Origin of the sequence: Paraburkholderia phenazinium, assembly GCF_900142845.1 — a bacterium.
Lineage (GTDB): Bacteria > Pseudomonadota > Gammaproteobacteria > Burkholderiales > Burkholderiaceae > Paraburkholderia > Paraburkholderia phenazinium_A.
Map to the genome: position 1 here is coordinate 770,328 of NZ_FSRU01000003.1, position 26,106 is coordinate 796,433.

Annotated in this window: 22 protein-coding genes; 4 read left to right on the forward strand and 18 right to left on the reverse strand. The window is 62.5% G+C overall.

Going from position 1 to position 26,106, the window contains the following annotated elements:
* The first annotated feature begins 90 nt into the window (after positions 1 to 90).
* The gene (locus tag BUS12_RS37085; protein ID WP_143788588.1) at positions 91 to 1,065 is read left to right on the forward strand and encodes a LysR family transcriptional regulator; all 975 of its coding nucleotides are present in this window, start codon (positions 91 to 93) and stop codon (positions 1,063 to 1,065) included.
* Between the two features lie 27 nt (positions 1,066 to 1,092).
* On the opposite strand, the gene BUS12_RS37090 is transcribed toward BUS12_RS37085, so the two are convergent.
* The 4 genes from BUS12_RS37090 to edd form a co-directional block, all read right to left on the reverse strand.
* Complete coding sequence (locus BUS12_RS37090; RefSeq protein ID WP_074302459.1) at positions 1,093 to 1,587, reverse strand: gluconokinase; 495 nt, start codon at positions 1,585 to 1,587, stop codon at positions 1,093 to 1,095.
* 10 nt (positions 1,588 to 1,597) lie between these two features.
* Positions 1,598 to 2,971 carry a GntP family permease gene (locus tag BUS12_RS37095; protein WP_074302460.1) on the reverse strand — a complete coding sequence of 458 codons (1,374 nt, stop codon included), beginning with the start codon at positions 2,969 to 2,971 and terminating at the stop codon, positions 1,598 to 1,600.
* 395 nt (positions 2,972 to 3,366) lie between these two features.
* Positions 3,367 to 4,008 (reverse strand): bifunctional 4-hydroxy-2-oxoglutarate aldolase/2-dehydro-3-deoxy-phosphogluconate aldolase, encoded by a 642-nt coding sequence (eda, locus tag BUS12_RS37100; protein ID WP_074302462.1) that lies wholly within the window; start codon positions 4,006 to 4,008, stop codon positions 3,367 to 3,369.
* A 2-nt stretch (positions 4,009 to 4,010) separates the two neighbouring features.
* Positions 4,011 to 5,882 (reverse strand): phosphogluconate dehydratase, encoded by a 1,872-nt coding sequence (edd, locus tag BUS12_RS37105; RefSeq protein WP_074302464.1) that lies wholly within the window; start codon positions 5,880 to 5,882, stop codon positions 4,011 to 4,013.
* A gap of 294 nt (positions 5,883 to 6,176) precedes the next feature.
* On the opposite strand from edd, the gene BUS12_RS37110 reads away from it, so the two are divergent.
* On the forward strand, positions 6,177 to 7,022 hold the full coding sequence (locus BUS12_RS37110) for a MurR/RpiR family transcriptional regulator (protein WP_074302466.1): 846 nt from the start codon (positions 6,177 to 6,179) through the stop codon (positions 7,020 to 7,022).
* A 205-nt stretch (positions 7,023 to 7,227) separates the two neighbouring features.
* On the opposite strand, the gene BUS12_RS37115 is transcribed toward BUS12_RS37110, so the two are convergent.
* The 10 genes from BUS12_RS37115 to BUS12_RS37160 all read right to left on the reverse strand — a co-directional run bounded on the left by BUS12_RS37115 (position 7,228) and on the right by BUS12_RS37160 (position 20,201).
* On the reverse strand, positions 7,228 to 10,164 hold the full coding sequence (locus tag BUS12_RS37115; protein WP_083640844.1) for a YadA-like family protein: 2,937 nt from the start codon (positions 10,162 to 10,164) through the stop codon (positions 7,228 to 7,230).
* Positions 10,165 to 10,716: 552 nt separating this feature from the next.
* On the reverse strand, positions 10,717 to 11,133 hold the full coding sequence (locus tag BUS12_RS37120) for a CopD family protein (protein WP_074302469.1): 417 nt from the start codon (positions 11,131 to 11,133) through the stop codon (positions 10,717 to 10,719).
* Positions 11,134 to 11,192: 59 nt separating this feature from the next.
* The gene (locus BUS12_RS37125; protein WP_074302471.1) at positions 11,193 to 12,464 is read right to left on the reverse strand and encodes a glutamate-5-semialdehyde dehydrogenase; all 1,272 of its coding nucleotides are present in this window, start codon (positions 12,462 to 12,464) and stop codon (positions 11,193 to 11,195) included.
* Between the two features lie 216 nt (positions 12,465 to 12,680).
* Positions 12,681 to 13,799 (reverse strand): DNA polymerase III subunit delta, encoded by a 1,119-nt coding sequence (gene holA, locus BUS12_RS37130; protein ID WP_074302473.1) that lies wholly within the window; start codon positions 13,797 to 13,799, stop codon positions 12,681 to 12,683.
* Between the two features lie 48 nt (positions 13,800 to 13,847).
* Positions 13,848 to 14,399, reverse strand: a complete 552-nt coding sequence (gene lptE, locus BUS12_RS37135) for an LPS-assembly lipoprotein LptE (protein ID WP_253190312.1) — start codon at positions 14,397 to 14,399, stop codon at positions 13,848 to 13,850.
* An 88-nt stretch (positions 14,400 to 14,487) separates the two neighbouring features.
* A complete protein-coding gene (gene leuS, locus BUS12_RS37140) occupies positions 14,488 to 17,079 on the reverse strand; it encodes a leucine--tRNA ligase (RefSeq protein ID WP_074302478.1) in 2,592 nt (863 codons plus the stop codon).
* Positions 17,080 to 17,221: 142 nt separating this feature from the next.
* A complete protein-coding gene (locus tag BUS12_RS37145; RefSeq protein ID WP_074302481.1) occupies positions 17,222 to 17,653 on the reverse strand; it encodes an ExbD/TolR family protein in 432 nt (143 codons plus the stop codon).
* Positions 17,654 to 17,683: 30 nt separating this feature from the next.
* Positions 17,684 to 18,388 (reverse strand): MotA/TolQ/ExbB proton channel family protein, encoded by a 705-nt coding sequence (locus BUS12_RS37150; protein WP_074302483.1) that lies wholly within the window; start codon positions 18,386 to 18,388, stop codon positions 17,684 to 17,686.
* A gap of 75 nt (positions 18,389 to 18,463) precedes the next feature.
* Positions 18,464 to 19,261, reverse strand: coding sequence for a 4-hydroxy-tetrahydrodipicolinate reductase (dapB, locus tag BUS12_RS37155; RefSeq protein WP_074302484.1), 798 nt, complete (start codon positions 19,259 to 19,261; stop codon positions 18,464 to 18,466).
* A gap of 118 nt (positions 19,262 to 19,379) precedes the next feature.
* A complete protein-coding gene (locus tag BUS12_RS37160; protein ID WP_074302486.1) occupies positions 19,380 to 20,201 on the reverse strand; it encodes an outer membrane protein assembly factor BamE in 822 nt (273 codons plus the stop codon).
* A 162-nt stretch (positions 20,202 to 20,363) separates the two neighbouring features.
* Here BUS12_RS37160 and fur point away from each other — a divergent pair, with 162 nt between their 5' ends.
* Complete coding sequence (gene fur / locus BUS12_RS37165; protein ID WP_074302488.1) at positions 20,364 to 20,792, forward strand: ferric iron uptake transcriptional regulator; 429 nt, start codon at positions 20,364 to 20,366, stop codon at positions 20,790 to 20,792.
* A gap of 226 nt (positions 20,793 to 21,018) precedes the next feature.
* Here the strand turns inward: fur and BUS12_RS37170 are convergent, their stop codons facing one another.
* The 3 genes from BUS12_RS37170 to BUS12_RS37180 form a co-directional block, all read right to left on the reverse strand.
* Positions 21,019 to 21,507 carry an ureidoglycolate lyase gene (locus tag BUS12_RS37170; RefSeq protein WP_074302491.1) on the reverse strand — a complete coding sequence of 163 codons (489 nt, stop codon included), beginning with the start codon at positions 21,505 to 21,507 and terminating at the stop codon, positions 21,019 to 21,021.
* Between the two features lie 30 nt (positions 21,508 to 21,537).
* The gene (alc, locus tag BUS12_RS37175) at positions 21,538 to 22,548 is read right to left on the reverse strand and encodes an allantoicase (RefSeq protein ID WP_074302493.1); all 1,011 of its coding nucleotides are present in this window, start codon (positions 22,546 to 22,548) and stop codon (positions 21,538 to 21,540) included.
* Positions 22,549 to 22,669: 121 nt separating this feature from the next.
* Positions 22,670 to 23,998 carry a C4-dicarboxylate transporter DctA gene (locus tag BUS12_RS37180; protein WP_074302495.1) on the reverse strand — a complete coding sequence of 443 codons (1,329 nt, stop codon included), beginning with the start codon at positions 23,996 to 23,998 and terminating at the stop codon, positions 22,670 to 22,672.
* Positions 23,999 to 24,224: 226 nt separating this feature from the next.
* Here BUS12_RS37180 and BUS12_RS37185 point away from each other — a divergent pair, with 226 nt between their 5' ends.
* Positions 24,225 to 24,917 (forward strand): FadR/GntR family transcriptional regulator, encoded by a 693-nt coding sequence (locus BUS12_RS37185; RefSeq protein WP_074302497.1) that lies wholly within the window; start codon positions 24,225 to 24,227, stop codon positions 24,915 to 24,917.
* Positions 24,918 to 25,057: 140 nt separating this feature from the next.
* Here the strand turns inward: BUS12_RS37185 and gap are convergent, their stop codons facing one another.
* A complete protein-coding gene (gene gap, locus BUS12_RS37190) occupies positions 25,058 to 26,068 on the reverse strand; it encodes a type I glyceraldehyde-3-phosphate dehydrogenase (protein WP_074302499.1) in 1,011 nt (336 codons plus the stop codon).
* Positions 26,069 to 26,106 lie beyond the last annotated feature (38 nt).

The following is a 26,106-nucleotide window of genomic DNA, read 5'->3' on the forward strand; positions in this document are numbered from 1 at the left end:
GAAACAACATCGTTTTCCTAAGCAATTTATCCTAGACAAATCGTTTCTCAATGATATTCGCGCGGCTACGCCGCGCATGCGAGGCAATCCGTGGATCAGCTTCAAGCGATGCGACTGTTTGTCAACGTCGCTGACACGCAAAGTTTTCGTCGTGCTGCAAAGCAGCTCGCCGTGTCCAACGCGCTCGCGACGAGGTCGATCGCAATGCTCGAAGCCCGCTTGCAAACTCGACTTCTCAATCGCACCTCGCGCCGCGTCTCACTGACCGAGGCGGGCTTACGTTATCTACAAGGATGCCGCGCCGTGCTTGAGGATTTAGATCATGTGGAAAAATCAGTCGTAGAAAGCGCACGGGAACCGCGTGGCACCCTAAACATATTGGCGGCAGACGCATTATCGGTGCTTTCATTGACACCGCTCCTCGACGGATACCGGCGTCGCCACCCGAAAGTCAATGTGCGCTTGACGTTGGCCGAACGTAGCATGGACATGCTCAAGGATAGCTACGAAAGTCGATACGACGTCGGCCTCGTGACATCGACGATGGTGTCTGACGGCGAACTGGTTCAACGATTGATCGGCACACACCCTTTGGTAATGTGCGCCGCGCCCGCCTATCTCGCGAGTCACGGCGAGCCCGTCACGCTGGATGAACTCGCATCGCACTCATTCGTCGCGTTGCAGGAAGGACAGCACGAGGTCAAGTGGGATATCACCGATGCAGCAGGAACGTCCCAGCCCGTGTTGCTGCGACCGGTTTACACCGTCAACAGTGCCGTGATGGTCCGATCGGCGGCGCTTGCCGGGATGGGTATCGCGATCCTGCCCTCCCCGTTCGTGGACGACGAATTGACTGCAGGAGCACTTAAACGCATCTTGCAAAGCCATCAAATCGATGACCCCGAGAAAAACGTTTCAATAGTCTATCCGCGGCGTCAATATCTTCCACCCAAAACGAGTTCGTTTATCGACTACACCGTGCAATATTTCAACCGCGGAAAACCCGTGGCATCTGCGGCTGGCGACTATTTTTCCCCATATCGGTACGACCCGTCGGAAGATTAAATGCCCGGGTTCAGCCCATCCTCCACGTTAGCGAAGCTTCATCTGCACCAACACCTCATCCACAATCGCATCCGGCGACAGTTCGATACTCACCGTAATCGCCTCGTCCTCGCCCGGCTCTTCCAGCGTATCCAACTGGCTTTGCAGCAGCGAAGGATCGAAGAAGTGTCCGGTGCGCGTCTGCAAGCGCTCGTGCAGCACTTCATACGAGCCCTTCAGATACACAAACACCACGTCCCTATCGCCGCCGCGCAGAACGTCGCGATACGAGCGCTTCAACGACGAGCACGTGAACACCGCCGCTTCATCCGCGTGCTGCTTTTCCTCAATCGCAGCGCGAATCGTCTTGAGCCACGGCCAGCGGTCTTCGTCGGTGAGCGGAATACCTTTGTGCATCTTCTCCTTGTTGGCCGCGCTGTGAAACGCATCGCCATCCGTGAAGCTGCATTGCAGACGCTCCGCCAGCATTTCGCCAATCCGCGTCTTGCCGGCGCCCGACACGCCCATTGCGATCAGAATCATTCGATACTCCTTACAGGACCGTCGCCAGTGCGAAGGTCAAACCCAAACCCATCACCGAAATGATCGTTTCGAGCAGCGACCATGTCTTGAACGTCTGCCCCACCGTCATTCCAAAGTACTCCTTGATCAGCCAGAATCCGCCGTCGTTGACGTGCGAAAAAATCAGCGATCCCGAACCCGTTGCCAACACCAGCAGCTCCGGGCGCACCTGCACAGCGCCGGCCGCGGCGATGGGAGCGACGATGCCACACGCCGTGGTCATCGCAACCGTCGCTGAGCCGGTCGCGAGACGAATCAGCGCCGCCACAGCCCATGCAAACAACAGCGGCGACAGATGCGCCGCCGTGGCGGCATTGACGATTTCCTTCGAAATGCCGCTGTCCATCAGCACGCGTCCGAAACCGCCGCCTGCTCCCACAATCAGCGTGATGCCGGCGATCGGCGCCAGGCACTCGCCGCAAAATTTCTGGATCTGCTCGCGGTTGAAGCCGCGCTTCGCGCCGAACGTCCAGAAGCTGACCAGCACGGCGATCAGCAGCGCTACATCCGAATTGCCGACGAAACGCAGCAGGTCGTTCGGCAACGTGTTCGGTGCAAACACAAGATCCGCCCAACTGCCGATCAACATCAGAATCACCGGCAGCAGAATCGTGAACAACGTCACGCCAAAACTCGGCAACTCACGTTTCGTTTGCTTCTCCTTGTCTTCCGCAGCCGAACCGAGAAACTGCGCGGCCAGCGGATTGTGCTCGGGCAGCTTGATGTAACGGCTGACCAGCAGCGCGAACAGCGGCCCCGCGACAATCGCACATGGCACGCCGACAATCAGACCGTACGCGATTGTCTTGCCGATATCCGCGTGATACGCCTGCACGGCGAGCATCGCCGCAGGGTGCGGCGGAATCAGCCCGTGCACGACGGACAAGCCGGCGATCATCGGCAGGCCGATCAGCAACAGCGACTTGCCGGTACGCTTCGCGACGTTGAACGCAATCGGAATCAGCAGCACGAAACCCACTTCGAAGAACACCGGCAAACCGACGATGATCGCCACCACCATCATCGCCCAGTGGATATGCTTTTCGCCGAACTTGTCGATCAGGGTCGTAGCAATGCGTTCCGCCCCACCCGACTCGGCCATCATCTTGCCGAGCATGGTGCCGAGGCCGACCACGATCGCAATGTGGCCAAGCGTGTTGCCATTGCCGGTTTCGAACGACTTGACGATGGTGCCCATCGGCATGCCGGCCACGAGTCCAAGCAGCAGCGAGACGATGATCAGGACGAGGAACGGATAGACCTTGAAGCGCGTGATCAACAGGATCAACGCGGCAATAGCGACCACCGCGTAAATCAGCAGCAAGCTGCCATGGCTAGCTCCCATGGAGCGCCTCCTTTTGCATTGTTGGTTATGAGCGCCGGCAAACCTGGCGCCTGGCACTTCGCGCGAAGCTTGGGACGGTTCGGCATTGTCTTGCGCAAACGTAGGCCAGTGTGAACCCAGTCGCGCCGGCTGTCTCCACGCCTCACGCGAAACCGGTTAATCCCGGTTAGCCGCTCGGACGCTGAATTTTACTGTTTGTTTGCATTCTGAGCGCGCGAAACGCCCAGCCACGATAAAAAAGGAGCCTCGGCGTCGCGACCTGAACGGCTGCAACAACGAGGCTCCTTGAGACTCCGCCCGATTCCCGACGTGACTTCGAACCCATGAGTCCCTTGCACGAACGCCAGCCAAACTATCTGCCGGCGCCAGCATCGCGACTCAGATCGGTCTCGCCCTCAGTGGGCCGGTGCGGCGAGTTCAGTCGCTGCACGCGCGAGACGCGTAATCTCGTCCCAGTTCTGCGCCGCGACCGCGGACTTCGGCGTGAGCCACGAACCGCCCACGCAGACGACGTTCGGCAGCGCCAGGAAGTTAGGGGCCGTTTCCGCCGAGATGCCACCGGTCGGGCAGAACTTCAGCGTCGGGAACGGGCCATAAAACGCCTGCAGCATCGGCACACCGCCCGCCTGCTGCGCCGGGAAGAACTTGACGATCTCGTAGCCGAGTTCGAGTGCAACGATGATGTCGCTCGGGGTCATCACACCCGGCAGCAGCGGCAGACCGGCGTCCTGCGCGGCCTTGTGCATGTCCTTCGTCAGACCCGGCGAGACGCCGAACTGTGCGCCCGCTTTCTTGGCCTGCGCGCAGTGCTCCGGCTTCGTGATCGTGCCGACGCCCACCACGATGTCTTCGGCCAGCTGGCTCGCGCGTTCGATAGCCTTCAGACCGGCTTCCGTACGCAACGTGATTTCCAGCACCTTCACGCCGCCTGCATGCAGTGCACGCGATACGCTCTCACCTTGTTCCGCCGAGTCGAATGCGAGCACCGGAATCACCGGGCCGAGGCGCACGATATCGCTTACTTTCTTTGCCGTCATAGTCAGACTCCTTGTTTCTGCAGCGCGTGGCTTGCGTGAACTTCACCCACCATCGGGCCAAATACCGAGGCGCCCAGCTCCGCAGGCGCAGCGGCCGCACGGAACACACCAAACAGTTCGCGGCCGAAGCCGACTTCGTTTTCCGCCTGATGCTGCGGCAACGCTTCCGGCCGCGCCGCCCATTCGGCCGCATCGATTTCGATGTCGAGCACGCCGGCTTCAGCGTCGATCACCAGCATGTCGCCCGTGCGCACCTTGCCGATCGGCCCTTCCAGCAAGGCTTCCGGCGAGACGTGGATGACGGCCGGCACCTTGCCCGAAGCGCCCGACATACGCCCATCCGTGACGAGCGCGACATGGAAACCCTGATCCTGCAACACGCCGAGCAGCGGCGTCAAACGGTGCAGTTCGGGCATGCCGTTTGCGCGGGCGCCCTGGAAGCGCACCACCGCCACGAAATCGCGCTTCAGTTCGCCCTTATCGAAGGCTTCCTGCACCGCTTCCTGCGAATCGAACACAATGGCAGGCGCCTTCACCTTGCGATGCTGCGCCGCAACCGCCGAAATCTTGATGACGCCGCGCCCGAGCTTGCCCTGCATCAGACGCAGACCGCCGTCCGGCTGGAACGGCTCGCTGATGCCGCGCAACACCGCCGTTTCCTGGCTCTCCGTCACGCCCGGCACCCAGGTCAGCTTGCCGTCGAGCAGCTTCGGCTCTTCGGTGTAGTGATGCAGTCCCTTACCGGCCACCGTGTTGACGTCTTCGTGCAGCAAACCGCCTTCCAGCAGATTGCGGACCAGGAACGCCACGCCACCCGCGGCGTGGAAGTGGTTCACGTCGGCCTTGCCGTTCGGGTAGATCTTCGCGAGCAGCGGCACGTTTTGCGAGAGCTGGTCGAAATCGTCCCAGTCGATCACGATGCCCGCCGCGCGCGCAATCGCCACCAGGTGCAGCGTGTGATTGGTCGAACCGCCCGTCGCCAGCAGGGCGACGATGCCGTTGACGATGGCCTTCTCGTCGACCACGTGGCCGATCGGCGTGTAGTTGCCGCGCTCCACCGTCAGGTCGAGCACGCGACGCGCAGCTTGAGCAGTGAGCGCATCGCGCAGCGGCGTGTGCGGATGCACAAACGCCGAGCCGGGCAGATGCAGACCCATCACTTCCATCAGCATCTGGTTGCTGTTCGCGGTGCCGTAGAAGGTGCAGGTGCCGTGACCGTGATACGCAGCCGCCTCTGCTTCGAGCAGCGCGCCGCGGTCGCACTGGCCGGTGGCGAACTGCTGGCGGATCTTCGCCTTGTCGTCATTACCGAGACCGCTGGTCATCGGGCCGGCAGGGACAAAGATGGTCGGGATGTGGCCGAACTGCAGCGCGCCGATCAGGAGACCCGGCACGATCTTGTCGCAGATGCCGAGGCACAACGCCGCGTCGAACATGTTGTGCGTGAGTGCGACTGCCGTGCTCATCGCAATCACTTCACGCGAGAACAGCGACAGCTCCATGCCCGCATTGCCTTGCGTGACGCCATCGCACATGGCCGGCACGCCGCCCGCGAACTGCGCGACGCCGCCGTTTTCACGAGCGGCCTGCTTGATGATGTCGGGATAATTCTTGAACGGCGCGTGCGCGGACAGCATCTCGTTGTACGACGACACGATGCCGATGTTCGGCTCGCGGATCTGTTTGATCACCAGCTTGTCGTTGCCTTCGAGGCCGGCAAAGCCGTGCGCGAGATTCGCGCACGACAGCGCGCCGCGCACCGGAAACTTGCCTTGGGCTTTGTCGATGCGCGCCAGATAGGCGGCGCGGGTGGGCTTGCTGCGTTCGATCACGCGTTGCGTGACCTTGAGCAATTGCGAATGCGGGGAAACCATCGAAGCTCCTTCGTCACTGGCTGAAGGCGAACACGCGCGCAGGGCCAGGTGGGGATCGCGGGGACGTCGAATCTAGTCGACCACGAGAGTTTAGTAGAAAAACTACACGATCGCAACGCGAATCCTCTTTGCAGCGCAGCAACTGGAAATATCGCTGCAGTCCTTTATACAAGGCCATCGGGCCAAACCCAACAAGCAACTTAGGGAATACACCTACTCACAATATGTAGTTTTTGTACATCTCTAGCAATCAGCTATAGTCCACGCATTCTTCAGCATAGTGCGAGTTTTCCAATGATGCTGTCCCAGCTGGAAGAGATGCGTGAGCAGTTGCGCCCATCCGAGCGCAAGCTGGCCGACTACGTGATCGAAGCGCCGCGCGAGGTGCTCGACCTGTCGATGAACGAGGTGGCCGCGCGCGCCGGCGTGAGCCAGCCGACCATCGCGCGCTTTTGCCATGCGCTCGGCTTTTCGGGTTTCCGCGAGTTCAAGATCCGGCTCGCGCAGGGCATTGCGGCCGAAGTGCCGGCGGTGTATCGCGACGTACGTCCCGACGAACCGGCGCCGGGCGTCGCCGCCAAGGTGCTCGACCGGACCATCGGCGCGCTGATCCAGGTGCGCAACAATCTGTCGTCCGATAGCGTCGCGGCGGCGATTGCGCTGCTCGCCAAGGCGCGGCGGATCGAGTTTTACGGTGCTGGGGGTTCCGGCATCGCGGCTCTCGACGTGCAGCACAAGTTCTTTCGCCTCGGCATGCCGAGCGTCGCGTATTCGGACCCGCATACGTTTCTGATGTCGGCGCCGCTGCTCGGTGAAGGCGATGTGGTGGTGGCGATTTCGAACACCGGGCGCACGCGCGATATCGTCGATGCGGCAACGATGGCGCTCGCAACCGGCGCGAAGGTGATCGCGATCACGCACGGCAATTCGCCGCTGGCGCGGCTGGCGACCGTGGGTCTGTTTGCCAACGTGGATGAGGATACGGATATCTTTTCGCCGATGACCTCGCGCGTCTCGCATCTGGCGATTGGCGATATTCTGGCGGTGGGAGTGGCGCTGAGCCGCGGGCCGGAGCTGGTTGAGAAGATGGCTCAGGCGAAGGAAGTGATTAATCGCAGGCGGATTGATCCGCGGGGGTAAGAGGCGGCGGGCGACGCGGCCGGAAGTTACTGCTTAAGCCCACGTACAGCGTCGAATCCACGTGTAGGGTCTGCACGACTCGGAGCGGTCAGCGAGTGCACAAAAAAGTCGGGCTCCCGTTTGGGAGCCCGACTTTTTGCTACCTGTCTATGCGCGGTTCGCCTAAAGCGGCCCGACTGCACCGCCTCTCGCAACCGTCATCCCGTTACCATTGATACGACGCACCCGCACCGACCGTCGTTTCATTGCCGCTCACGCCGGCGCCGATCTTGATCTTCAGATTCTGCGTGATTCGAGCAGACGCACCGACTGCCGCGGCTTGATAACCCTTGTAGGTTGCACCGGCCATACCGACCGCCACCGTCTTGCCCGGATCGACTTCCGGAATCATGGTCAGCGCTGTGGCCGCCGCGATGCCACCATAGGCCGCACGCGCGGTATCGCCGATAGCGGACTGCATCTGCCCAAGGTTCACCGCGTCGGTGGGCGCCTGACCCGGCGCCACGTTGGTGATGCGGCGCTCGTTGCCTTGGGAGCCGACCGAAACCGTGTTCGCCTGATCGGCCACCGAACCTGCGCCGATCGCCACCGAGTTATCGCCGCTAGCCTGCGCGCCGCCGCCAATCGCGATCGCACCGCTGCCCGTGGCCGATGGCGCCGGGTCGCTGGTGTTATTCACCGACATGGAACTGTTGCCGGTCTGCTGCTGGTTCTGCATCGACTGCGTCAGATTCGACAACTGCTGGTTGGTATCCCACAACTGCGCGCCGTTCACCGCATCCGTGCTCGTCGCCGACAACTCACCGGCCTGCACGTTGGTCAGCTTGACGGCGGCGGCGCTGGTCGAACCACCCAAAGTCACCTGGTTGTGCGCCGACGAGTCGTATGACACCGCATTCGCCACCGAACCGCTCATCGTGCCGACCGTGTTTTGCAGGCTGGCGATGTCGGAGGTGTTCTGCGTAACACGACCGTCGATGTTCGTGATGGCTGCACCCACGTTGTACACCGTCGTCCCGCCGACGCTATAGCTCGGCGCTGAAACGGTGCCGTCCGCGTTGGCGCTCGAACCGCCGCCGAGCGCCGCAGCCGTGCTGGCTGCGTTCGCGTACAACTGCGAGCCGTTCACCGCATCGACGCTCTCTACGCCAACCGTGCCGGCTGCCACGCCCGTCACGACGCGGTTACCCTTCGCACCGGCCATGTTGACGCGCAGACCATCCATTGATGCGCCGACCAGCAGATCACGCGAGGTCGGATCCTGCGTGACGATACCGATGCTGCCGTTGCTGATCTGCGTCTGCAGCGACGACAGACCGCTGTCGAGCGTATCGAGCGCGCCGCCGACCGTGGTCTGCGTGCCGCCCTGCACGTGGTACGTCGGGCCGGTGATCGAACCGTCCGAGTTGACCTGCGCACCGCCACCGAGCGACGACACAACCGGGCTCAACTGGCCGAGATTGACCGCTGAGTTGTTCGTCGTACCGGCAGCGACGCCGAGCAGTTCACGCGCACCTTCGGTACCGGTGAAGTCGACGCTCGAGCCGCCCGTGCTGCTGGCAACCGTCAATGCACCCGAAGTCTGGTCCTGCTGCACGAGGCCCACGGCGCCCGAGTTGATCTGGTTAGTCAGGTTGCTCACCGAGCCTTCAACCGTCGTGACGCGCGTGTCGAGGTTCGAGACGTCGGTGGCGTTTTGAGCGATGTCGCTGCTGTTCTGCGCGATGGCAGCGGCGTTCTGTGCAACGCTCTGGTTGGTCGCATACAATTGCGAACCGCTCACCGCGTCCTTGCTCGAGGCCGACACCTCACCCGCTGCCAGGTTAGTCAGCGTCGTGCCCGACTCGCCGCCCAGCGTGACCTTGCCCATCGTCGTATCGTCGTACGCGACGAAGGAGTTCGTTGCGTTGCCGCTTGTGTCGACCTTCAGACCCGCCGCCTGCAACTGCGCGTAGTTGATCGCGTCGGTGGCTTGCGTACCGGCCGTCACGTTCACGATCTGGCGCGTCGCTCCGGATACACCGACCGAAACCGTGCGGGCACGGTCGGCCACCGAACTCTGGCCAAGCGCGACGCTGCCCGCAATGGCCGACGCCCCACCGCCCAACGCGATCGCGCCGAAACCGTTTGCAACTGCGCCGCGTCCCAAAGCGACCGCATAACCGGCTGTCGCACTCGACTGGTAACCGATTGCGATACCCGAATTTGCTGTAGCTCCTGCGCCGAGTGCCAAGCTCCCGAAATAACCGTTAAATGACGTCGATGCATTGGCACCGATGGCAATGGCACCGTCATAGTCCGAGGTAACCTTTGCGCCAGACCCAATCGCTATTGCGTGAGGAGTGGAGACTATAGACGCGTTGTCAGAACCATTGTTACTGCCCGCCACTTTAAAGTAGGCAGAATTGGCGACACCCATGCCATTGGTGATGTTGCTGACGGTGGTCTGCAAGCTGCTAATATCCGTCGCGCTCGTCGTCACCCGGCCGTCGAGATTGGTGATAGCCGCGCCGACATTGTGTACTGTCGTGCCGCCCACGAGGTACGACGGCGCCGAGATCGCACCGTTCGCCGTCACGCTCGACTCGCCACCGAGCGCCGCTGCAGCACTCGCAGCGAGCCCATACAGATCGGAACCATTCACCGCGTCCGTGCTCGAGGCCGATACGTCGCCCGGTGCCAGGTTAGTGATTTTGAAGCCGCCCATATCGAGCCCGTTCAGCACGAACAAACCTTTATTCGTGATCCTCAACTGGTCGATGCCACCGGCACCAATATGGGCGGTATTGGGATCGGTCGCCGTGAAATACGCGCCTGCTGCACCGCTGCCGTCGTAGGAAACAATCCCGGCCTGCTGTGACGCAGCGTCGCAGTCGCCATTCGTGGTCACCTGCGCGCCGTCCGCGGAAGAGATGCAGTCCGTGTCACCCGGATTCGTCCCCAGGATGCCAACGGCGAAAGAGTTGGGCGTCGCAGCCGCTTCAGACTTTACCGCCGTGCCGAACCCCACCCCGGCTGCCAGCAGCGCCGCAATCAGCGCCTTCTGGTTCCTGCTCGACTTGCCGCGGCCCTTCGCCGTTTCCGATGCGGCCACGTACGTTCCGGTAGTTTCGTTCCATACGCTCTTGTATGACTTGTTCATGATTTCATCCTTCGGGATATCAGGTAACGGGTTCTGCGCGGCGAGAGGTGTCTTAACGGAGACCTACGCGCGTCAGTCAGTGCAGAAGGATTGAAATCAGGCCAGTCCAAGTTGATATTTGCGGACCATCCCATTAATCCTTCCGGGATGAAGCCACTATAAATTTAGGAATTTCGCCGATTAATAGGACGGTTCTTAAACCATAACCGTCGCTGATAAGATTTTTCCCACGAGAAGCGAGGATTTGTTGGACGTGCGACCGGCGTAAATCCCACACTGGCAAGACTCACGGATGACAAGGCACGCGAGAAGCGCATGCAGCAGCCCGATCGAGTCGTGCTTCAGATTCGGAAAATTCCGAAGGCAACAATCAGCGGAATGGCAATTCGACGGAAGGAAAGACGGCGCAGAAATGGCCGAAATGAGATTGACGATTCTAGACGAATGTCAATTTACGAAGCGGTGCTTCCGGAGTGGAATTCCGCGCATCCAAACAACCGTGCACGGATAATCGAATACGCAGAAAAACAGTAAATAGGATTACTCCTATTTTTAAAACGGCTTGATCACGACCAATGCCACCGCCGCCAACATCCCCAGCACCGGCAGCTCGTTAAACATGCGATACCACTTATGCGAACGACGATTCTCGCCACGTTCAAACGTCGCGAGCAACCGCCCGCAATAGACGTGATAAGCGATCAGCAACACGACCACGCCCAGCTTCGCATGCATCCAACCTTGCCCACGCCCAATGCCGATCACAAGCCACAGCCACAACCCGCACGCCAGCGCCGGAAACGCGATAAACGTCATGAAGCGGTAGAGCTTGCGAGCCATGACGAGCAGTCGCGCCGTCGCAGCGGGTTCCGTTTCCATCGCCAGATTGACGAAGATGCGCGGCAGATAGAACAGACCGGCAAACCAGGAAGCAATCAGAATGATGTGAAACGTTTTTACCCAAAGCATCGGCGGTCCTTGTGCGGCTTGTTAGCGTTTGTTTGCTGTCAATCGTGTGAAGCGGCGGGTCACTGACGGCCTTCGCCGTGCCCCAGCACCACATACTTCAGGGACGTCAGCCCTTCCAGCCCTACCGGCCCGCGCGCATGCAGCTTGTCGTTCGAAATGCCGATTTCCGCGCCAAGACCGAACTCGAAGCCATCCGCAAAACGCGTCGAGGCGTTGACCATCACACTTGCCGAATCCACTTCGCGCAGGAAGCGCATCGCGCGGTCGTGGTCTTCGGTGACGATCGCATCGGTGTGATGGGAGCTGTATTCGTTGATGTGCTCGATGGCCGCATCAAGGCCGTCGACTACCTTGATCGCCAGCACCGGCGCGAGGTATTCGGTGCGCCAGTCTTCCTCGGTTGCGTCGACGAGCGGGCCAATGCCAGCTTCCGCCAGCACGGCACGCGCCGCGGGGTCCACCCGCAACTCGACTTCCTTGCCGCGATACAGTTTGCCCAGCGGCGGCAATACTTCGTGCGCAATACCGCGCGCCACCAGCAGCGTTTCCATCGTGTTGCACGTGCCGTAGCGGTGAGTCTTGGCGTTGTCGCAGACCGTCAACGCCTTCGTCAGATCGGCACGGTCGTCAACGTACACGTGGCAGATACCGTCGAGGTGCTTGATCATCGGCACGCGCGCCTCTTCCATCAAGCGCGCAATCAGGCTCTTGCCACCCCGCGGTACGATCACATCAACGTAGTCCGTCATCGTGATCAGCTTGCCGACCGCCGCACGATCCGACGTGGCCACCACCTGCACCGCGTCCTGCGGCAAACCGGCGGCTTCCAACCCCTCGCCGATCAGCTTCGCCAGCGCGGTATTGCATTCAAGCGCTTCCGACCCGCCACGCAAAATTGCCGCATTACCGGACTTCAGGCACAGCGCGGCAGCGTCGATGGTCACGTTCGGACGCGATTCATAGATGATCCCAATCACACCGAGCGGTACGCGCATCTGCCCAACCTGGATGCCACTGGGACGGTATTTCAGATTGCTGATCTCACCGATCGGATCGGCCAGCGCCGCGACCTGGCGCAAGCCTTCAACCATCGTTTTCAAAGCCTTGTCCGATAGCGTCAGACGGTCGATGAACGCCGCGTCATGCCCTTTATCGCGAGCCCGGGCCAGGTCGCGCGCGTTGGCGTCCTTCAACTGCGCAGCATCGCGCTCGATGGCGCGGGCTACCGCATCGAGCGCGGCATTCTTCGCCGCCGTCGACGCCCGCGCCATCGCACGCGAAGCGTGACGGGCGCGGCGGCCGAGGTCGGTCATGTACTGGTCGATATCCATGGTGATTCTCGTGGTGCCGCGCACGCTCACGTGCCGCGGACTGACAGAATTAGCGAAACATCAAACGATTGTAAGGCGAGTTACGGCGGCTTGCCTGGCGCGGGGTCAGCCACGAGGTGTAGTCACGCGGTTCGTGGACGCCGGCACGGATGCTGACGCCGCGCAAAGTGAAGCACTCGCGTCCACCCGCCCTGCTGCCTAAACCGCTGCACTACCTCAGGCTGGCCTGCGCGCTGTAACGGCTGGCCCCGGCCTGCGTGGCGATGAGGCTGTCGCTGGCGTCACTGGCGAAGCCACTGTCATCGCCAGTTCGAAAAGCCCATCCCATGGATCAGGCGGCGGATCGTTACGGTGATTCCCGGGCGTGCCGCCGGAAAGTCCCTTGACCTGCCGGTCAAGCTTCGCAGCAAGTGCGAGCCCTTTCTCCAGCGCCGCTTCGGTCACACGCGAGAGCGCCGGTCCGATCAACCGCTCACGCGGCCCCCACACGCGGTTCTCGCGCGTGAGCATCGCAAGCGGCTTGCCCGCCGCAACCCCGCGCTTGATCCGCAACAACGTGCGGACTTCTTCAACCACGGCCCACAGCACCAGCACCGCGGCCTCGCCCTCGCCGCGCAAGCCGTCGAGCATGCGCGAAAGCCGGCCCACATCCCCCGCCAGCATCGCCTCGTTCAGCTTGAACACGTCGTAGCGGGCCACGTTGAGCACGGCGTCCTGAACCTGCTCGAAGCTCAACACCCCGGCCGGATACAACAACCCGAGCTTCTGGATCTCCTGATGCGCCGCCAGCAGGTTGCCTTCCACCCGCTCCGCGATGAACGCCAGCGCACGCCGCCCTTCCTCACCGGCGGCCACACGCTGCCCCTGTTGCGAGAGCCGTTGACCCACCCAGTTCGGCAATTGCGCGCGCTCGACCGGATCGATTTTCAGGGCAACGCCAGCCTCTGACAGCGCCGTGAACCACGCGGCCTTTTGCGTCGCCGAATCGAGACGCGGCAACGTGATCATCGTCAGAACGTCGGGGTTGACCGCGGCAGCGAGCGCTTTCAACGCATCGCCGCCATCCTTCCCGGGCTTGCCCGATGGGATCCGCAGTTCGACCAGTTGCTTGTCGCCGAACAGCGACATCGACTGGCTCGCGCCCAGCAGCGAGCTCCAGTCGAAGCCACGCTCGACCGTGAACACCGAGCGATCGGTATAGCCGGCCGCACGCGCCGCCGCGCGGATGCGGTCGCCCGCTTCCTGCGCGAGCAGGTGCTCGTCGCCGTACACGACGTACAGGCCGGCGAGTCCCTTCGCGAGGTGCGCTTCGAGCGCGTCAAGTCGTAGTTGCATGGCTACGGATCAGCAAGATTGGCAAAGCACGGCGATGCGCGGCACGGATCAAAGCGGCGGCGGCGGCAGCGGCGCGCGCGGCGAAATAGGTGGCACACCCTGGCCCGGCTCGGGGTGCAGCGAGTGCACCACGCCGAGGCGGCGTACCAACTGGTCGACTGCGTCGTTTTGCATATCCGTCATCAGAAGCACGGACTCCGAGGCCTTTGCCTGCGAGTACTCATCGCTATAGGTCATCGCCCGGTTCAGCGCAATGGTGCTCTGGGGAATCAGTTGCGTTCCGTCCGCGCCGACGAGCGAGTAGTACAGCGTGTAGTTCAACTGATACTCCTCGACGACACCGAGCGAGTTCATCGTCAGCACGCTTGTACCGCTGCTTTCGGTTACCCGCAGAATGGCATCGGCATTGGCGGCCGAAGCGACCACCACCGTATCGCTGCCGCCCTGCACCATCCGGCTAAAGCGCCCGATGAAGGCAGGCGGCGCACCCGTCACAGCGAGGCGTTTGAACGGATAGTCCTGCTGACCGCGCAGCTGGAAACCACAGGCGGACAACACCATGACCCCGCACGCCAGCGTCAAAAACGTTCTGCGAGTCACATTGGCTCCTGGTTCGCAGTAAATCCCGTACCCCATTCGTGCGCCGCCGCAGTTCGCAGCGGCCCACTGCTCATTCCCGGCTGCACCGTCAAACGACGATGTTCACGAGACGTCCCGGCACGACGATGATCTTCTTCGGCGCGTTGCCTTCAGCGAACCTGGCGAACATCTCATGCGCGAGCGCGGCCTGCTCGATCGCGTCACGCGGGGCGTCCTTGGCAACCTTCACCGCGCCGCGCACCTTGCCGTTCACCTGCAGCACCAGTTCGATCTCGGCCTGCTCCAGCGCCTTCTCGTCGACCTTCGGCCAGGCTGCGTCGAGCAGCGTGCCGAACTCATCGGCATAGCCGAGTTCTTGCCACAGTTGAAACGTCGCATGCGGCACCACCGGGTACAGCACGCGCAGCAGCACGCCGTAGCATTCCCGCAGCACCGCCGGCTGGGCGCCCTTGGCGCTGTCGAGCGCGTTGAGCATCTTCATTGCCGCCGACACCACCGTGTTGTACTGCAGACGCTGGTAGTCGAAATCGGCCTGCTTCAGCACGCTGTAGATCTCGCGGCGCAGCACCTTGTCCGTTTCGGCGAGTTGCGCGGCGTCGAACGAACCGCGTTCGCGCAATGCCGCTTCGTTCGCATGACCGAAGCCCCACACGCGACGCAGGAAGCGGCTCGCGCCTTCCACGCCGGCGCCCGACCATTCGAGCTGCTGCTCAGGCGGCGCGGCGAACATCACGAAGAGACGCGCGGTGTCGGCGCCGTACTGGTCGATCAGCACCTGCGGATCGACGCCGTTGTTCTTCGACTTCGACATCTTCTCGACGCCGCCCAGCACCACCGGCTGACCGTCGGCAATCGAGGTGGCGCCGATCGGGCGGCCCTTGTCGTCGTGCGTGACGGTGACGTCGAGCGGGTTGTACCAGGTCTTCTTGCCCGCTTCGTTTTCGCGGTAGTAGGTTTCGTTGAGCACCATGCCCTGCGTGAGCAGGTTCTTGGCCGGCTCGCCGAACTTGACGATGCCCAGATCGCGCGAGACCTTCGCCCAGAAGCGCGAATACAACAAGTGCAGGATGGCGTGTTCGATGCCGCCGATGTACTGGTCCATCGGCATCCAGTAGTCGGTGCGTGCGTCGACCATGGTCTTCGCATCCGGCGCGGCATAGCGGTAGAAGTACCACGACGAATCGACGAACGTGTCCATCGTGTCGGTTTCGCGCTTCGCAGGCGCGCCGCACTTCGGGCAGGTGCAGTTCACGAACGCTTCGGACTTCGCGAGCGGGTTGCCCGTACCGTCCGGTACGAGATCTTCCGGCAGCACCACCGGCAAATCCTGCTCCGGCACCGGCACGTCGCCGCAGGTGTCGCAGTAGATGATCGGGATCGGCGTGCCCCAGTAACGCTGGCGCGAGACACCCCAGTCGCGCAGACGGTAGGTGACCTGCTTGTCGCCGAGGCCGAGTTCCTTGAGGTCGCTGGCGATCGCGTCGACGGCCTGCGTGTAGGCCATGCCGTCGTACTTGCCGCTGTTGACCAGCGTGCCGTTCTTGTCGCCGTACCATTCCTGCCAGGCGTCGGTCGAGTATTCCTTGCCTTCGAGCGCCACCACCTGCCTGATCGGCAGATCGTATTTCTTCGCAAACGCGAAATCGCGCTCGTCGTGCGAAGGCACGCCCATCACCGCGCCTTCCCCGTAGCTCATCAGCACGTAGTTGCCGATCCACACTTCGACCTGCTCCTGCGTCAACGGATGCGTGACGTAGAAACCCGTGCCCATGCCCTTCTTTTCCATCGTGGCGACATCAGCCTCGGCGACACCGCCGCGCTTGCATTCTTCGATGAAGGCCTGCAGTTCCGGCTTGTCCTCGGCGAGGCGCGTGGCGAGCGGATGCTCGGCGGCCACGGCGCAGAAGGTCACGCCCATGATCGTGTCGGCGCGCGTGGTGAACACGCGCAGCACCTTCTGCTCGCCGTCGATCTCGTACGGGAAGCCGAAGTTCACACCGAAGCTCTTGCCGATCCAGTTCTGCTGCATGACCTTGACGCGCTCGGGCCAGCCGAGGCCTTCGAGGTCGTTCAGCAGTTCGTCGGCGTACTGGGTGATGCGCATGTAGTACATCGGGATCTCGCGCTTTTCCACCAGCGCGCCCGAGCGCCAGCCGCGCCCGTCTATCACCTGCTCGTTGGCGAGCACGGTCTGGTCGACCGGGTCCCAGTTCACGGTGCCGGTCTTCTTGTACGCGATGCCCTTTTCCAGCATCTTCAGGAACAGCCACTGGTTCCACTTGTAGTAGTCCGGGCTGCAGGTGGCGACTTCGCGCGACCAGTCGATCGCGAGACCCATCGACTGCATCTGCTTCTTCATGTACGCGATGTTGTCGTACGTCCACTTGGCCGGCGGCACGTTGTTGGCCATCGCGGCGTTTTCCGCCGGCATGCCGAACGCGTCCCAACCCATCGGCATCAGCACGTTGTAGCCGTTCATCCGCAGATAGCGGTACATCACGTCGTTGATCGTGTAGTTGCGCACGTGGCCCATGTGCAGCTTGCCCGACGGATACGGCAGCATCGAGACGCAGTAGAACTTGGGCTTGTCGGTGGTTTCCGTTGTCTTATAGGCGTCGACGGCGCGCCATTGCCCTTGCGCGGCGGATTCGACGTCGGAGGGAACGTATTTTTCGTGCATGGTGTGATGGGATCGCTGGGTTCGGTGCTTTCGCACCGGGCCTGGTGCTCTGCTTGATGAAATGGCGTCGTTTCCCCTTTTACAGGGGAAAACGCTGATTATACCGTTCGACGAGGGGTCCGCTGCGCGCCGCGCGGCACGGCTAATGGCTCGTCACGGGCGGCGGCGGATCCGTCACGAAGCCGAGTCGCTCGAGCCCGGCCTGCTGGGCGGCGCCCATCACCTGGGCGATGACCTCATAGCGCGTCGAACGCTCGGCGCGTAGCTGGATCTCCGGCTGCTCCGCCGCTTTGCCCGCCTCCACGAAGCGCGCGCGCATCTGCTCGAGGGTCAGGACGGTGCCGTTCCAGTAGATCTTGCCCGCGGCGTCGATGGACAGCGAAATGGTCTGCGGCGTCTGGCGCGCCGGCGCAGCGGCGACTTTCGGCAAGTCGAGCCGGATGGCGTGCGTGAATAAAGGCGCCGTAATGATAAAAATCACAAGCAGCACCAGCATCACGTCGATCAACGGCGTCATGTTGATCTCCGCCATCGGCGCCGCGGTTTGCCGTTTTTCGAGTCCGCCGAATGCCATCTCGACCTCCTGCCTGACCAAGGGTGAACGTTAGGCTGAACTGGGCTGGGCTGATTTCACCTGCGGCGCCACCGGGGCGGGCGCGCAGACGTAGGCGTGCAGATCGTGCGCGAAGCCGTCCAGTTCCTCGGACAACTGCCGCACCATGCGGCCAAGCACGTTATAAGCGAGCACCGCGGGGATCGCCACCACGAGGCCGAAGGCCGTCATGATCAGCGCCTCGCCGACCGGACCGGCGACGTTTTCGATCATCGCCTGCCCGCTCGCGGCAATGCTGCCGAGCGCATGATAGATGCCCCAGACGGTACCCAGCAGACCGACAAACGGCGCCGTGCTGCCCACTGAGGCGAGCAACACCTGGCCAAATTCAAGCCGCCGTTGCGAGGCGGTGAGCGCCTGGCGCAGGGCCCGCAGCACGCGCTCGCTACGTTCGACGCGCGCGAGCAAGGCGCCTGGGATATCCACTTCCGTGGCGTGCAGCGCGGCTTCGGCAAGCGGTGTGAAGACCCGCTCGCTGTCCGCGCGCCGCAACGCGGCGACGCCTTCCGAGAGCGTGGGCGCTTGCCAGAACTGGGCAATCGCGCGTGCCGCCTGACGCTTCGCACGGCCCAGCATCCAGCCCTTGACGATCAGGAAGCACCAGCTCGCCACCGACATAGCCAGCAGCACGTAGGCTACGGCATGCGTGATCGTATCGCTGGATTGCAGGTAGTGAAGAATGCCGGTGCCTGCCATTGGACCTCGCCGTCGGAAAGTGTGCGCCGGTTGCGCCTCAAGCGGGCTCGAGGCGCACGCGGGACAGTTGCGCGCTCAGCGCAGGCCGAGCACGTCCTGCATGTCGAAAAAGCCGTTTGCGTGGCCTTCGAGGAAATGCACGGCGCGCAGCGCGCCCTGTGCATAAGACAGCCGGCTCGCCGATTTGTGCGTGATCTCGATGCGCTCGCCGATGCCTGCGAACAGCACCGTATGGTCGCCGACGATGTCGCCGCCGCGAATCGCCGCAAAGCCGATGGTGGACGGATCGCGCTCGCCGGTGACGCCCTCGCGGCCATAGACCGCGCAGTCGTCGAGATTGCGGCCGAGCGCACCGGCGATCGCTTCGCCCATGGCGAGCGCGGTGCCGGACGGCGCGTCCACCTTGTGACGATGATGCGCCTCGATGATCTCGATGTCGTAACCGGTGGCGAAATGGCGTGCCGCGTATTCGAGCAGCTTGAGCGTGACGTTGACACCCACGCTCATGTTGGCCGCGAACACGACGCCGATCTTTTCGCCAGCCGCGCGCAGTTGCGCCTTCTGCTCGTTATCGAAACCCGTGGTGCCGATCACCAGCTTGACGTTGTGGCGCAGCGCCGCTTCGAGATGCACCAGCGTGCCGGCCGGACGCGTGAAGTCGATCAGGTAGTCGGACTGGGCAAACACCTGCTCGATGTCGTCGGTGAGCAGCACACCGGTTTGCTTGCCGAGGAACGCCCCGGCATCCTGGCCGAGCTGCGACGAACCGGGGCGCACGAGCGCGCCGGAAAGTTTGACGCCAGAATCGTTCAGGACGGTTTCGATCAGCATTCGGCCCATACGGCCCGATGCACCGGCAATAGCAATGTTCATGGCAGTCAATGGCAAAAAGCGACGCACAGCGCGCCGCGAAAACCGCGAAATGGCGGAAGAAACACAAATGACGGGCTCGCGCTGCGCACGCGGCCCGTCATTGTCAGGGACAACGTTTTTAGCTACCCGTTCCCGGAGCCGATGCGGGCGCCGACGTGAGCGGTGCGTTGTAGGTCGGGCCGTTGTTGCTCTGCGAGCCTGCCGGGCCGACCGGATTCTCTTGCGGCGCACCCGGCACCGTGGGCGGCGGCGGACGCGTGAACTGGAACTGCGGCTGGCCCGGCGACGTAGCGCCTTGCGGAACCACACCACCGTTCGCGGTCGGCGTACCGGCCCGCACCGACGGCGTGATCTTGCCGGTCGGCGCCTGCACGGCGTCCGTTGCACGGTTGGCGGCCTGCGCGGCTTCAGCATTCGGGTCCATCGACTGCCCCGCGGCTGCCGCGGCATCTGCCGGCGGCGTAGCCGTGGCTGCGGCTGCAGCCGTGCCCGAAGCGGCGACCGGCGCGCTGGCTGCCGCTGCCGCGGCTGCAAACGCCTTCTTGCCGCGCTTGTCGCCGTCGATTTCGGCGAGCAGTTCGAGGTTGGACGGCAGATCCTGACCGCCCGACCAGCTCGCAACGCGCTCACCCGCGAAATTCACGACAAAGTCGCGCTGCTGCACAACGCTCGTGTTGCCGCGCTTGAAATAGAACACGTAGTCCCAGCGGTCCGCGTGGAACATGTCGGCGAGGAGCGGCGTGCCGAGCAACTGGCGGACCTGGTCGCGCGACATGCCGACCTGCATCTGGGCAGCTGCCTCTGCTGAGACAAAGTTACCCTGCACAACGGTAATCCGATATGGCGTAATGCTTTGGGCGATTCGCTGCGTTACGCTGTCGTACGTCGAGCATCCGGCAAGAACCGCGACAGTCGCTGCAGCAATCAAGGTACCCCGCATGCGGCTCCCCCGGTAGATCAATAGAGATTTTGAAATCATTTCACTCACCGTGCGGGCCCTGCCAGTGGCGAGCCGCGCGAGTTTCATTGCATCGAAGATGACCTGAACAGCGAAAACACATTACTATTAGAACCCTGCATTGTACTCTAGGGATCCCTTGCCATGACCAATCCAACCGATCTGAAAAATATCGGCCTCAAGGCGACCCTACCGCGCCTCAAGATTCTGGAGATTTTCCAGCACAGCCCGGTGCGTCACCTGACCGCTGAAGACGTGTACCGCAACCTGCTGCACGAAGAGCTAGACATTGGCCTCGCCACCGTCTATCGCGTGCTCACGCAGTTCGAGCAGGCAGGGCTGCTGTCGCGCAGCAACTTCGAATCCGGCAAAGCCGTGTTCGAGCTGAACGAAGGCACCCACCACGATCACCTGGTGTGTATCGACTGCGGGCTGGTCGAGGAGTTCTTCGATCAGGAAATCGAAAGCCGCCAGCAAGCCATCGCCAAAGAGCGCGGTTTCAAGCTGCAGGAACACGCGCTGGCGCTGTACGGCGCGTGCACCAAGGAAAAGTGCCCGCATCGCAAACATTGAAGCGCACTATGGCCGCGCGCCTGACGGCGCGCAAGCGCAGCAAGTAATAAAAGGAAACCCGGTCGATGAAAGTCGACCGGGTTTTTTGCGTTCTGGCGCTGCTGCGTGGTGCGCTAAACGCACTGTCGGCGTGTCCTAAGCGTCCTGGCCTCGCTCGGTGGCTGTAACGGCCGGTAACGGCGGCCATAGCATCGACTTGGACGTCAGCCGCCATGCCCACCCGCCACTAGCGCACAAGACGCCAGGGCTCGACCAGCGCAAGCTCGTCGCAGTTAGGCTGCTCGCCGCCTCGATCCACCACCACGAAATCGCTGACACGCTCGAGAGCAAGCAACGGGTGGTGCCAGACCCCCTTTGCATAGTTGACGCCCTGCCAGCCCTCGGTCCAGAACGCGCGCATCTGCGCCGGATCGAATTCGCCCGCCGGCGCAACCACGATCAGGTAGCTCGCCCCCGCAAGCGGAAGGAAAGCCTGACTGCCGAGCGGATGCCGCTCCATCATTCCAATTTCGACCGGCAAGCTGCGCGGCTGGGCGCGAAACAGATTGACCAGCGGCCGGCCGCCCTGCTCGCCGACGTCGACCCTGGCAAGATCGTGATAGCGCTCGGTCGTGCCGCCGTTGATCGGGAAGTGGCGCGCGCCGTCCAGTTCGATCACCTCGCCGAACGGTGCGAACGCAGCACGTGTCAGGCGTTCCATCTGCAGGGTCTTCATAGCCCGGTCTCCTCCTTCGCCATTCGTCGCTTACGCCAGCTCGCCCCACAGACGCAGGCGCGACACGCCGCCGTCCGGAAAGATATTGAAACGCACATGCGTAACCGGCCCGAGCGAGGCGAGCTCCGCTTCGAACGGATGCACGTGGTCCATCTGCAGCTTCTGCTCGTCCATCAGCACCGGCCAGAACATCGCCTGCGTGACGAGCGACTCGTCCGTGCCGCCGCTCACGCTCGCGGCCTGCAGCGAACAGCGGTCCGGGAAATTGCCCTTGAAGTAAGCGGTGTCGACTTCAACCTTGCGGATCACGCCCGGCCGCGCCAGCGCGACGATCGCCCAGTCGTTACCCGGCTCGCGGCGGCGTCGCGTTTCCCAGCCGTCGCCCATGTTGACGCCGCGTCCCGGCATCAGCATCTGCGAGGCCGGTCCGAAGTGCTGGTTGTTGGCGGCGACCAGGTAGGCGCCGTTTTCGATGGCTGCCAGATCGATCAGACTGCCGCGCTCGACGCGCGCCCAGTCGCGCTTCGGCTGTCCGTACACGCGCAGGCGCGCAAGGCCGCCGTCCGGATACAGATTCACGCGCAGATGGGTGAAGGCACGCGTGTCGTCGACTGCGACGTAATGGTGTTGATTGCCTTGCAGCGTCATCGCCGGCACGAGCGCGTGCCATTCGGCGTTGTCCGGCGGCATCTCGCCGTCCGCATGGCAGCCCTCGAGCGAGGCGGCCGGCGGGAAATTGCCAGTGAAGTGGCTCGTGTCCAGATCCACGCCATGGATCACGCCCGGCCGCGCCAGTTGGACCACGCAGTAGTCGTGCCCCGTGGTGCGCTTGCGGCGAGTCTCCCAGCCGTCCATCCACTTGCCGTGATCGTCGTACTTGCCGGGGATGAACACCGCCGGTTGCGGATCGAGCATGCGCTCTTTCGGCGCGAAGAATTCGTCGCTGGCGAAGAGCGCTTTCGCACCGAGGCGCGGGTCGGCCAGATTCATGTAGCGGCGCGTGAAGGCGGGGGCGTTGGGGTCGAGGATCGGAGTAGCCATGGTCTCGGTCAATCGATAGGGAAGGGAAAGCCGGCGGGTGGTGCTGGTCACGCTTGTGGACGCGACGACGCCCGCCGGACGAGGTATGTGCTGATGTGCGCTGTCGAGGCTGCGCCCTGGATCAGATCGCGGTCGCGGGATCGGCGGAGACCGGCGCAGCGGCTGTTTCCTCACCGGCCGGAACGTACAGATAAGCGGCCTCGCGATTCAACACATGACGGGCGCGGACCTTGTCGATATCGTTTTCCCAAACGGCCACCACGACCGTGGCGACGCAATTGCCGATCAGATTGGTCAGCGCGCGGGCAATCCCGACGAACCAGTCCACCGGCAGGATCAGCACCAGACCGAGCACCGGAATGGCGGGAATCGCGGAGAGTGTCGCGGCCAGAATCACGATCGCCGAACCGGGGATGCCGTGAGCGCCCTTCGACGTGACCAGCGACACCAGCACCACCACGATCAGATCGTGCAGCGACAGCGGCGTGTTGGTGGCCTGAGCGATAAAGATCACCGCGAGCGTCAGGTAGATCGAGAAGCCATCCAGATTGAACGAGTAACCGGTGGGGATCACGAGGCCAACGGTCGAATCCTTCACCCCCATCCATTCGAGCTTGCGCATCACTTGCGGCAAGACGGCATCGGAGGATGCAGTGCCGAGCACAATCGACATCTCCTCGCGCAGATAGCGAATCAGCTTGAAGACGCTGAAGCCGGCGAGCCGCATCACCACGCCGAGCACCACCGCAACGAACACAATGCAGCTCGCGTAGAACACCACCACCAGCAGTCCCAGTTGCTCGAGCGAGGCGACGCCATAGGTGCCGGTGGTGAATGCGATCGCGCCCAGCACGCCGAGCGGCGCCAGCTTGATGATGAAGCTCATCACGCGAAAGAAGACCTGGGCGAGTTCGTCGATCAGGCCGCTCACCTTTTGCGCCTTACCGCCAAGCAGCGACAAGGCCGAGCCGAACAGCACCGAAAACACGAGGATCTGCAGGATATCGCCGGTGGCGAACGCGTTGAAGGCCGTGTCCGGAATGATCTTCAGCAGAAATCCTGCGGTGTCCTTCAGATCTTTGGTGTGCTCGGTATAGGTCGTGAGCGACGCGGCATCGAGCGAATGCAGATTGATGTTCATGCCGACGCCGGGCTTCGTGACATACGCCAGCACCGCGCCTATCAGGAGCGCGATCGTCGTCATGAACTCGAAGTAGACCACCGCCTTCAGGCCGACCCGCCCCACTTTCTTCAGATCGCCCGCGTGCGCCATGCCGCTCACCACGACACAGAACACGATCGGACCGATCACCATCTTGATCAGCTTCAGAAAGCCGTCGCCGAGCGGCCGCAACGATTGAGCGAAATGCGGAAACAGCGCGCCGATCACAATGCCCGCCACTAGAGCGATCACCACCCGGCCAAACAGCGAATTGAAAAACTTCAACACGGCCTTCTCCCGGTTACGGATATCATCTGTTCATACTGGTCCGACCAGTACTGTTATGGCGAATAGTAGGAAGCCGATATAGTCGAGTCAAGGCGGAAAATAATAGTGTTTACCCGCCTGAATCCACGACGGATGAGCGCTGGTTTGTCGGAAGATTAATTACGCGGTGCGGCCGCGGAAGCCGCGGATTACAATGCCGGTCAGACCGCGCGACTGCCCGAGGATCATGAAAAACGTTCCGCATACCGTTACCGACTCCGCCATTGCCACGATCCGCGAACGGATCGAAGGCGGCGTGTATCCGGTGGGCAGTCTGTTGCCCGCGCAACGTCAGCTCTCCGAAGAACTGGCCATCAGCCGCGCTTCGCTGCGTGAAGCGCTATCGACGCTCGAGGCGCTCGGGCTCCTGATGATCCGTCCCGGCAAAGGTGTGTATGTGGAGAGCTCACAGGTGTCCGCTGCCAACCCGTGGCGGTTTGCGGAGCAGTCGTCGCTGCCGGATACGTATCAGATGCGCTTTGCCCTGGAAGGCTTCGTCGCGCGCATGGCGGCGCTCGCGATCAGCGACGCCGACCTTGAATGGTTCGAGCAGAACATCGACGCGATGCACAGCGCGCTAGCCTGCAACGAACTGGATGAGGCCGCGCAACTCGACTTCGACTTTCACATGCGCATGGTGAGCATTGCCGGCAATGCGGCGATCGAATCGATCCTGCGCAGCAGTTCGGACATCATGAAGGAGAGCCAGCGCATGCCGTTCTTCCGGCGCGAATTGGTGCTGTCCACGTATCACGAGCATCGCGAGATACTCGACGCGCTCAAGACGCGCGATTCGGCGGCGACCGGCAAGGCCATCGAGGCGCACATCACCAACGCCGCGCAGCGCGCCGGCGTGTTTTTTCCAGTGCCGAAGGGGTAGAGGCATTCACGCGCCAGTGCAGATGCAGATGCCGGCCTGAACGCAGGCGTAAAAAAACCGCTCCGAGGAGCGGTTTTTCTATCTGCGAATGCAGCGCGCCAGAGCACGTGAAGCGCACTGGAAGCGCGCCGCAAACCCGCTTACTTCGCGTTCATGAGCGCGACAGTCGTATCCAGCATGCGGTTCGAGAAACCCCACTCGTTGTCGTACCAGCTCGACACCTTCACCAGACGGCCCGACACCTTCGTCAGCGTCGAGTCGAAAGTCGACGAAGCCGGGTTGTGGTTGAAGTCGATCGACACCAGCGGCGCCTTGTTGTAGCCGAGGATGCCCTTCAGCGAGCCTTCCGACGCTTCCTTCATGATTGCGTTGACCTCATCCACCGTCGTGTCGCGCTTGGCGATAAACGACAGGTCGACGATCGACACGTTGATGGTCGGGACGCGAATCGCGTAGCCGTCCAGCTTGCCGTTCAGTTCCGGCAGCACGAGGCCGACGGCCGATGCCGCACCCGTCTTCGCCGGGATCTGGCTATGCGTGGCCGAGCGCGCGCGGCGCAGGTCTTCGTGATACACGTCGGTCAGCACCTGGTCGTTCGTGTACGCGTGGATCGTCGTCATCAGGCCGTTTTCCAGGCCGATCTTGTCGTTCAGCGGCTTGACGAGCGGCGCCAGGCAGTTGGTCGTGCACGATGCGTTCGAGATGACCGTGTCCGATGCCTTCAGCACGTGATGGTTCACGCCGTAGACGATCGTTGCGTCCACATCCTTGCCGCCCGGTGCCGAGATGATGACCTTCTTCGCGCCGCCCTTGATGTGCGCGCTGGCCTTTTCCTTGGTCGTGAAAAAGCCCGTGCATTCCAGCACGACGTCGACGTTCAGCTCGCCCCACGGCAGTTCCGCCGGGTTGCGGTTAGCGAGCACGCGGATACGGTCGCCGTTGACGACGAGGTAGTCGCCGTCCACCGACACTTCGCCCGGGAACTTGCCGTGGGCCGTGTCGTATTGCGTCAGGTGGGCATTGGTGTTGGCATCGCCCAGGTCGTTGATGGCGACGATCTGGATGTCGTGCTTCTTGCCGTTTTCATAGAAGGCGCGCAGCGTGTTGCGGCCAATCCGGCCGTAGCCGTTGATAGCGACGCGAATCGTCATGGTTTATCTCCTGATGGCTGAAAAAAATACGTCCATGT